The organism is Micromonospora sp. NPDC057141, assembly GCF_042670805.1.
GTDB lineage: Bacteria > Actinomycetota > Actinomycetes > Mycobacteriales > Micromonosporaceae > Micromonospora.
This window is the reverse complement of sequence record NZ_JBHUVA010000055.1, coordinates 36,963-44,946: the sequence shown is the minus strand read 5'-3', so window position 1 is coordinate 44,946 and position 7,984 is coordinate 36,963. Positions and strand designations below refer to the sequence as shown.

Genomic DNA, 7,984 nt, shown 5'->3' with positions numbered 1-7,984 from the left:
CCGGGCGGCCGCGCCCGGCGCGACGAGAGGAGCGGCACGATGATCGAGCAACGGGCGACGAGAGCAGCGGCACGATGATCGAACAGCGGGCGCGGGTGGTCTTCCTGGTCCGGGTGCCCGAGCAGCGCACCGGGGACTTCCTGCGGGCGTACCAGGGGATCCGGCACCTGGTCGCCGAGGGGGTGCCGGGGCACCTGGTGGACCAGGTGTGCCGCTCGTCGGCCGACCCGGAGCAGTGGCTGATCACCAGCGAGTGGGTGAACCTGGCCGCGTTCGAGGCGTGGGAGCGCACCCCGGAGCACCGGGACCTGGTCAAGCCGATGCGGGAGTGCTTCACCGACGCCCGATCGCTGCGGTTCCTCGTCTACGCGCAGACGCCGGCCCTGGCCTGACTTGGCGGACGGGTCGCCCCGCCCGCTAAAAATCGTGTATCTTCGATGGGTGGTTGCCGGCGGGCAGCCACCCATCGGCCGTCAGGCCGAGTGCGGGTGGGCCGCCGGGCCGAATCAGGGCAGGCTGCCGCCCTGGTGTGCGGGCTCCACGGTGGGCAGGCTCACGCCCCGCGGCGGCGGCGTCGCCGACGGCCTCGCGGCCCCCGATCCTGCCCGGCGAACCGGCTGACCGGCAATCGGGCCGCACGACCTTTTTGATCTAGCCATTTGCATCTAGTAATGGTCTCGGCGGCTGTCGTAGTGTTCCGTCAGCACCCCGGAAGACGCACCACATTGGGCGGTTATGCCCTATTCGATGCTGGGCGGTAGAGCACAGTGACCATGGATCGTTCGGCAGCAGAATCTACAGTAGACCACCCTGGCTGGGTTGACGACCTTTTGTTGGCCGGTTCGGCGGCCGAAGTATGTCTGCGGCTGCCCGAGCCGGTGGACCGGGGCACCCTGCGTCGGCTCGTCGACGAGGCCCAGGCCCGGCTGGCCGGTGCCGGGCTGCGTCCCGGCGGCGCCGCCGCACTGCGTCTGCCGCCGTCGCTGTCGTACGTGGTGAACCTCCTCGCCACCTGGCGCAGCGGGGCCCAGGCGATCCTGCTCGACCACCGGCTCACCGACCACGAGGTGGAGCGCGCCCTCGCGCGGCTCACCCCGCAGGTCGTCGTCGCCCCGGTGCGCAGCGGCGGTGCCGCGCTGAAGATCTTCGTCGACGTCACCGAGGGCGTCACCGCCTACTCGGACCGCCCGGCCGGCAGCCCGCACGCGGTGATCCAGCTCAGCTCCGGCTCCACCGGGCCGTCCAAGGTGATCGGTCGCAGCGCGGCGTCCCTCGTCGCCGAGGTGCGCCGCTACACGCGCATCGACGGCGTGGCCCTGCCCGGCGAGCGGATCATCCTGCTGCCGTCCATGGTGCACGTGCTCGGCCTCGTCGGCGGGCTGCTCTACGGCCTGCACGCCCACGTGACGCTGGTGCCGCCGGCGCGGCTCAGCGGCGACGCCGTGCTGGCCGCCATCGCCGCCGACGACACCCCCGCCACCGTGCTCGGCGTGCCGTTCCACATCGGCCTGCTCGCCTCCACCCGCCCGACCGGCCCGCTGCCGCAGTTCAAGCGGATGACCACCGGCGGTGAGCTGGTCCCGCCGGCCGTCGTCACCGCGTTCGCCGACCGCTTCGGGGTGCCGCTGGGCAACATGTACGGGATGACCGAGGTCGGCGTCATCGGCACCGACCTGCACGGCTGGCACCGGCCCTCGATCGCCCCCGCTCCGGGCCTCACCGTCCGCGAATCGGCCACCGGCGAACTGTGGGTGAGCTGCCCGGACTCGCCGTACGTCGGGCTGTCCGACCCGGACCGCTGGGCCGACGGCTGGCTGCACACCCGTGACGCCGGCACCGTCGACCCCGACACCGGCCTGGTCACCGTGCGCGGCCGGCTCGACTCCCAGGTCTCCGTCGGCGGGATGAAGGTCGACCTCACCGAGGTCGAGGCCACCCTCGCCGGGCTGCCCGGCGTCGCCGCCGCCGTGGTCGTGCACGACGGCGACATCACCGCGTACGTGCAGCCGGACGGGCCCCTGTCGGAGGAGGTGCTGGAGAAGTTGCTCGCCGAGCGGCTCGCCCCCTACAAGCGGCCGCGCGTCCTGCACCTGCTCGACCGGCTGCCCCGCACCACCACCGGCAAGCTGGTCCGCTCGACCGAGGCGCTGCGGGCGGCCACGCCGTGACCGGCCCGCTCCGGCGGCCCGTCGTCGTGCCCGCCGCCCTGACTGATCGATCAGTCGACCACCAGCTCGACGCAGTCCACCGGCCCGTCCACCGCCACGGCCAGCACCAGGTCACCGGACAACGGGGGATGACCGACCCACAGCCCACCCGCCCCCGGGACGGGGCGCAGCAGCTCACCCGGCCCGCCGGGCACCGGCATCCGACGGCGCAGGCCGCCGTCGCGCAACCCGCGCCCGAGCGCCTTGCCCACCGCCTCCTTCGCCGTCCACAGCAGCAGGAACGCCTCGGCCCGCCGCTCGGCGGGGCGCCCGCCCAGCCAGGCGGCCTCCCCCGGGGCGTACCAGCGGCGGGCCAACGCCAGCGCGGGCAGCTCCCGGCGGCACTCGACGTCGACGCCGACCACGCCGGCGCGACGGGCCGCCACCACCACGACCCCGCCGGTGTGACTGACGCTCACCGGCAGCTCCACCGCGTCACCGGTGCCGACGAGCGGCCGCCCGGCCGCATCGCGTCCCAGCCGGATCTCCGCCTCCGCCCGGCCGAGCAGCGCGCCACCCGCGCGCCGCAGCAGCCGCCGGGCCGCCGCCGGCCGATCGCCGTCGGTACGGCCGAGGAACACGTACACGGTGTCCCGACCGGGCACCGCTGACTGGCTCACGGAAAGAGGTTAACCATGCGCGACGAGGTCCGTGCCTTCGTCATCTCCCAGCTCGACGACATGAACTACGACGTCGACGACATCGCCGACGACACCACCCTCGGCCCGGCCGGCGTCGACCTGGAGTCGCTGGCCCTGGCGGACCTGGCCGTCCGGGTCGAGGACCGCTACGGTCTGAAGTTCGCCGACGACGAGTCCGAGAAGCTGGCGCTGATGACGGTCGGCGAGTTCACCACGATGGTCGCCGACCGGGTCGCCGCGACGGCCGACGGCAACTCCTGATGGCCGGTCAGCCCGACCTGGGGCGAGCTGACCTGCTGACGATGCTCGCCGAGATGACCGCGAAGCCGGTCGACCAGATGTCCGACCGGGTGGGCTCGATGGAGCTCGCCTGGCTGGTGCACCTCGTCGAACAGCGCTACGAGCGCCGGCTCGACCTCACCGACGACCAGCTCGCCGGCATCCGTACGGTCGACGACGCCCTGGCGGTGTTCCACACCTGCCTGACCGCCCCCGCAGATGGCTGAGCGGGCCGAGGTACGGATCACCGGGGTCCACGCGCTCAGCGCCCTCGGCAGGGGCGCCGACGCCCAGCTCGCCGGGGTGCTCGCCGGTGCCCCCGCGTTCCGGCCCGTCGGCCGCTTCGACACCACCGCCCGCCGGGTCGGCGTGGCGGCCACGCTGCCGGACGCCGGGCCGCTGGCCGACGAACTGACCGAGGCGGTGCACGCCGCGTGCGCCGCCGCCCGGCTCGACACCGCCGGCCGGGCCGCCGCGCCGCTGCTGCTCGCCGCCCACGGCGGGGCGGGCGTGCCGGCGCTGGCCGGGGAGTTGGCCCGCCGGTGCGGGCTGGCCGGGGCGCCCCGCGTCTACACCAGCGCCTGCGTGTCGGCGTCCACGGCGGTCGCCGACGCCGCCGCGCTGATCGGCCGCGGCGACGTCGAACGGGTCGTCGTCGCCGCCGGGTACCTGGTCGAACCCGACCAGTACGCGCTCTTCGACGCCGGCCGGGCCCTCGCCACCGACGGCGCGGTCCGCCCGTTCAGCGCCGGGCGGCGCGGGCTGCTGCTCGGCGACGGCGTGGCCGCCGTGGTGCTGGAGTCCGCCGACGTGGCCTCCCGGCGGGGCGCCCCGGCGTTGGCCTCGGTGCTCGGCTGGGGCCGGGCCGGCGACGCCCACCACCCCTGCCAGCCCGACCCGCAGGGGCGCGGCCTGGCCCGCGCCCTCGGCGCTGCGCTGCGCCGCGCCGGCCTGCACCCCGAGCAGATCGGGTACGTCAACGCCAACGCCACCGGCACCGGCTACAGCGACGCGGCCGAGGCGGCGGCGCTGCGGCTGGCCTGGGGCGAGCACGCGCAGCGGGTACCGGTCAGCTCCACCAAGGCGCTGCACGGGCACGCGCTGGAGGCGTCCGGGCTGCTGGAGCTGGTGGTGACCGTGCTGGCCGTACGACACGGGAAGCTGCCGGTCAACGCCGGCTGGCTCGGCCCGGACGAGGCGTGCCCGCTCGACGTCATCCGCGACGCGCCCCGCCCGGCGGCCACCGGGTACGCGGTGAGCCTCAACGCCGCGTTCGGGGGCGCCAACACCGCCCTGCTGGTGGGTGCGGCGTGACCGGGGAAGCCGGCGTGTCCGGCACCACGGCGACGCCGGCAGCCGCCGGGACCGTGGCGGACGGCCGGCTGCGGGTACTCGCGCGGGCGCGCTGGCCCGAGCCGGGCGACGCCGCCCCGCCGACCCTGCCCGGGTTCGTGCACTCGCAGTTCAGCCCGGTCGTCGCGGCCGTCGCCGACCGGTGCCTCACCCGCCGGCACGGCGACCGGCCGGCCCCGGAGCCGGCCGGCGGGCGCACGGCGGTGGTGCTGGTCAGCGCCGCCGGGGACCGGGCCAGCGCCGACCATGTGCACGCCACGGTCGCCGCCGGTGGGCGACCCGGGCCGCTGTTCTTCTTCCAGTCGGTGCCCAACAGCGTGGCCGGGCACGTCGCCGCGCGCTGGGGGCTGGGCGGGCCGGTGGTCTGCCTCGCGCCGACCGGGGACCCGGTGGCCGAGGGGACGGCCGAGGCGGAACTGCTGCTGTCCGACGGCGACGCCGACGAGGCACTACTCATTGTGATCGAACAGGCACCCGACGACGCCGGTGTGGGCGTCGAGGCCGGGTCACCGGGCGAGCTGCCCGGGACCGCCGCCGTCGCGGTGCTGCTGGGGGGAGGAGACGCACGATGAAGACCAAGGGACTGCGCGGCGTGCTGGCCGCCGACACCGAGCTGGGCGCCGGCAACGTGCTGGCCCGGGTGCTGGCGCACGGCGCCGACCCGGACGGCCCCGGCCTGACCTTCGACACGGACGTGGACGGGCACCCCGCCGAGCGCCCACTGACGCTCGGTCAGCTCGACGAGCGGGTCGCCGCCCGCGCCGCCTGGCTGCGCGCCCGGGGCGTCAAGCCCCGCGACCCCGTCGCCGTCTGGGCCACCGCCGCCGCCGACATGGTGCTCAGCTTCCTGGCGCTGACCCGCATCGGCGCGATCCCCGCGCTGATGAACGGCAAGCTGCGCCCGGAGATCGCCGCCGAGTACATCCGCCGGCTGCGCGGCGCGGGCGTCCTCGCCGACGCCGCGCACACCGAGCTGCTCGCCGGGCACGACCTCGGCGCGCCGCTGCTCGGCACGCCCGCCGACGCCGGCACGGGCGACCCGGCCGCCGCCGGGGCGAACTACCGCCACCACCCCGACGACCCGATCGTCATCACCCACACCTCCGGCACCACCGGCGTGCCCAAGGCGGTGCTGCACTCGCACGCGAGCCTGTTCGCCGCCACCCGGCACCTGCTGTCCATGCCGCAGGCGCAGGGCACCCGCCGCATCCTCAACGCGTTGCCCGCCCCGCACACCGCGACCGTGCTCATGGTCAACCAGGCGCTGGGCAACCAGGCGGAGATGTTCCTGCTGTCCGACCAGGGCGGCGAGCGGGTCCTCGACGCGATCCAGCGGTGGCGGCCCGACGGCGTGTTCGGGTTCTCCGTCACCTGGGCGGAGCTGGCCCGGTTCGACCTGTCCGCGTACGACCTGGACTCGGTGCGGCTGTGGTTCAACACCGGCGACTGCTCGCACGAGCCGCACGTGCGCCGGCTCGTCGCGGTCGGCTCCCGGGACACCGTCACCCGCCAGGGCGTGGTGCGGGTGCCCGGCTCCGTGTTCATCGACGGGCTGGGCTCCAGCGAGATGGGCCACTCGATGTTCCACATCACCCACACCGCCGACACCGACCGGTACGGCCGCTGCGTGGGCCGCCCGTACCGGTTCACGAAGGTCGCGGTGCTCGACGCCGACGGCAACGAGCTGCCCCCGGGGCAGGTCGGCTTCCTCGGCATCGACTCGCCGTCGCTGTTCCGGGGCTACTGGAACGACTCGGTCACCACCTACCGGTTCCGGCTGCGCGGCTGGTACCTCACCGGCGACCTGGTCTACGCCGACGCCGACGGGCGCTACTACCACCTGGACCGGGCCGTCGACTCGGTCGAGCTCGGCGACGGCCGGCGGTTCTTCACCGCCCTGTCCGAGGAGCGGGTCCTCGCCGCCTGCCCCGACGTCACCGACTGCACGGTGGTGATCGTCAAGGAGGACGACCGCGTCGTCACCGACGTGCTGCTGGAACTGGCCGCCGGGGCCGACCCGGGCGTCGACCGCACCGAGGCGGTGCGCGCCGCGCTCGGCGTGGACGTCGGGGCGACCCTGCGCCGGGTGGTGCCGGTGCGCTCCGAGGACATCCCGGTCACCGTCACCGGCAAGGTCCGCAAGGTGGCGCTGCGCGAGCGCTACCTGACCGAGTCGCCGTCGTGACGGCTCTCATCACCGGGATGGGCCTGCTCACCCCGGTCGGGCGGGGCGCGGGGGAGACCCTCGACGCCCTGCTCGCCGGCCGGTCAGGGCTGACCCGCCCGCCGCAGGACCACCCCGCCCGCGAGTCGCTGGAGGCCGCCGGGCTGCTGCCGGAGATCGACCCGCGTACGGTCGCGTCCGGCCCGGAGACCCGGGTGCTGGACCGGATCGTCGTGCTCGCCCTGCTCGCCGCCGCCGACGCGCTCGCCGACGCCGGCATCGAGGTCGGCCGCGACGTCGACCCGGGCCGGATCGGAGTGATCGTCGGCGGCGTCGGCGGGATGGCCACCCTGGAGCGGCAGGTGCTGGCGCGGGCCGAGCGGGGCCGGGCGGCGGTCAGCCCGTACCTGCTCACCGGGATCCTGCCGAACATGCCGGCGGCGCGGATCGCCATCGCGCACGGCATCCGCGGCTACAGCTCGTCGGTCGGCACGGCGTGCGCCTCCGGCGCGCAGGCCGTCGCCGACGCGGTCCGGCTGATCCGGGCCGGGGAGGCCGACGTGGTGGTCTGCGGGGCCAGCGAGGCCCCGCTGTTCCCCACCTTCGCCGACACCTTCGGCAACGCCCGGGCCCTCGCCCGGGGCTGGGCCGACCCGGCCGAGGCGAGCCGGCCGTTCGACGCCCGGCGCAACGGTTTCGTCCTCGCCGAGGGCGCGGCGCTGCTGGTGCTGGAACGCGCCGAGCACGCCGCCGCCCGGGGCGTGGCCGGCTACGCCGAGGTCGCCGGGTACGGGGCGAACACCGATGCCCACCACCCGACCGCGCCCCGGCCGGACGGGGCGGGGGCGGCCGAGTGCATGCGCCGGGCCCTGGCCGGCGGCGGCGTGACGGCCGGGGACGTCGGCTACGTCAACGCCCACGGCACCGGCACCAAGCTCGGCGACATCGCCGAGATCACCGCGCTGACCGACGTGTTCGGCGACGGCGGGGTGCCGGTCAGCTCCACCAAGGCGCTCACCGGGCACCTGCTCGGCGCGTCCGGGGCGCTGGAGGCCGCCGCCACCGCGCTGGCGCTGGGCCGGGGGCTGCTGCCGCCGACCTGGAACCTCGACGACCCGGACCCGGCGTGCCCGGCGGACCACATCCGCAAGGAGGCCCGGCGGGCCGACGTGGAACACGCGCTGACCAACTCGTTCGGCTTCGGGGGGCAGAACGTGAGCCTGCTGCTGCGGCGCACCGCCGGTGCGGGTGCGCGCGCCGCCGACTGAGGAGGTGATCTCGCGTAACACCCCGGGCGGGGCGCGCCCGGGCGGCAGTCACGGGGGGACATGGGGAAGGGC

The 7,984-nt window shown here is 75.7% G+C and carries 9 protein-coding genes; 8 read left to right on the top strand and 1 reads right to left on the bottom strand.

Annotated features, from left to right (window positions below; all coding sequences use genetic code 11):
- Nucleotides 1-74: 74 nt before the first annotated feature.
- Both ACFT41_RS23280 and ACFT41_RS23275 read left to right on the top strand, forming a co-directional pair.
- Nucleotides 75-392, top strand: a complete 318-nt coding sequence (locus tag ACFT41_RS23280; protein WP_377589177.1) for an antibiotic biosynthesis monooxygenase family protein — start codon at nucleotides 75-77, stop codon at nucleotides 390-392.
- Between the two features lie 381 nt (nucleotides 393-773).
- Nucleotides 774-2,168: a class I adenylate-forming enzyme family protein gene (locus tag ACFT41_RS23275; protein WP_377589174.1), complete on the top strand. Its 1,395-nt coding sequence runs from the start codon at nucleotides 774-776 to the stop codon at nucleotides 2,166-2,168.
- A 50-nt stretch (nucleotides 2,169-2,218) separates the two neighbouring features.
- On the opposite strand, the gene ACFT41_RS23270 is transcribed toward ACFT41_RS23275, so the two are convergent.
- Nucleotides 2,219-2,827, bottom strand: a complete 609-nt coding sequence (locus ACFT41_RS23270) for a 4'-phosphopantetheinyl transferase family protein (RefSeq protein WP_377589173.1) — start codon at nucleotides 2,825-2,827, stop codon at nucleotides 2,219-2,221.
- A 15-nt stretch (nucleotides 2,828-2,842) separates the two neighbouring features.
- On the opposite strand from ACFT41_RS23270, the gene ACFT41_RS23265 reads away from it, so the two are divergent.
- The 6 genes from ACFT41_RS23265 to ACFT41_RS23240 all read left to right on the top strand — a co-directional run bounded on the left by ACFT41_RS23265 (nucleotide 2,843) and on the right by ACFT41_RS23240 (nucleotide 7,912).
- Entirely contained in the window at nucleotides 2,843-3,109 is a 267-nt protein-coding gene (locus tag ACFT41_RS23265; protein WP_377589172.1) for an acyl carrier protein, read from the top strand.
- Nucleotides 3,109-3,354 carry an acyl carrier protein gene (locus ACFT41_RS23260; RefSeq protein ID WP_377589171.1) on the top strand — a complete coding sequence of 82 codons (246 nt, stop codon included), beginning with the start codon at nucleotides 3,109-3,111 and terminating at the stop codon, nucleotides 3,352-3,354. Before ACFT41_RS23265 ends, ACFT41_RS23260 begins: the two co-directional genes overlap by 1 nt.
- On the top strand, nucleotides 3,347-4,441 hold the full coding sequence (locus tag ACFT41_RS23255) for a beta-ketoacyl-[acyl-carrier-protein] synthase family protein (protein ID WP_377589170.1): 1,095 nt from the start codon (nucleotides 3,347-3,349) through the stop codon (nucleotides 4,439-4,441). The genes ACFT41_RS23260 and ACFT41_RS23255 overlap by 8 nt, the downstream gene beginning before the upstream one ends.
- A 68-nt stretch (nucleotides 4,442-4,509) precedes the next feature.
- A complete protein-coding gene (locus ACFT41_RS23250; protein WP_377589176.1) occupies nucleotides 4,510-5,052 on the top strand; it encodes a beta-ketoacyl synthase chain length factor in 543 nt (180 codons plus the stop codon).
- Nucleotides 5,049-6,665 carry a class I adenylate-forming enzyme family protein gene (locus ACFT41_RS23245; RefSeq protein WP_377589169.1) on the top strand — a complete coding sequence of 539 codons (1,617 nt, stop codon included), beginning with the start codon at nucleotides 5,049-5,051 and terminating at the stop codon, nucleotides 6,663-6,665. Before ACFT41_RS23250 ends, ACFT41_RS23245 begins: the two co-directional genes overlap by 4 nt.
- A complete protein-coding gene (locus ACFT41_RS23240; RefSeq protein WP_377589168.1) occupies nucleotides 6,662-7,912 on the top strand; it encodes a beta-ketoacyl-[acyl-carrier-protein] synthase family protein in 1,251 nt (416 codons plus the stop codon). The genes ACFT41_RS23245 and ACFT41_RS23240 overlap by 4 nt, the downstream gene beginning before the upstream one ends.
- Nucleotides 7,913-7,984 lie beyond the last annotated feature (72 nt).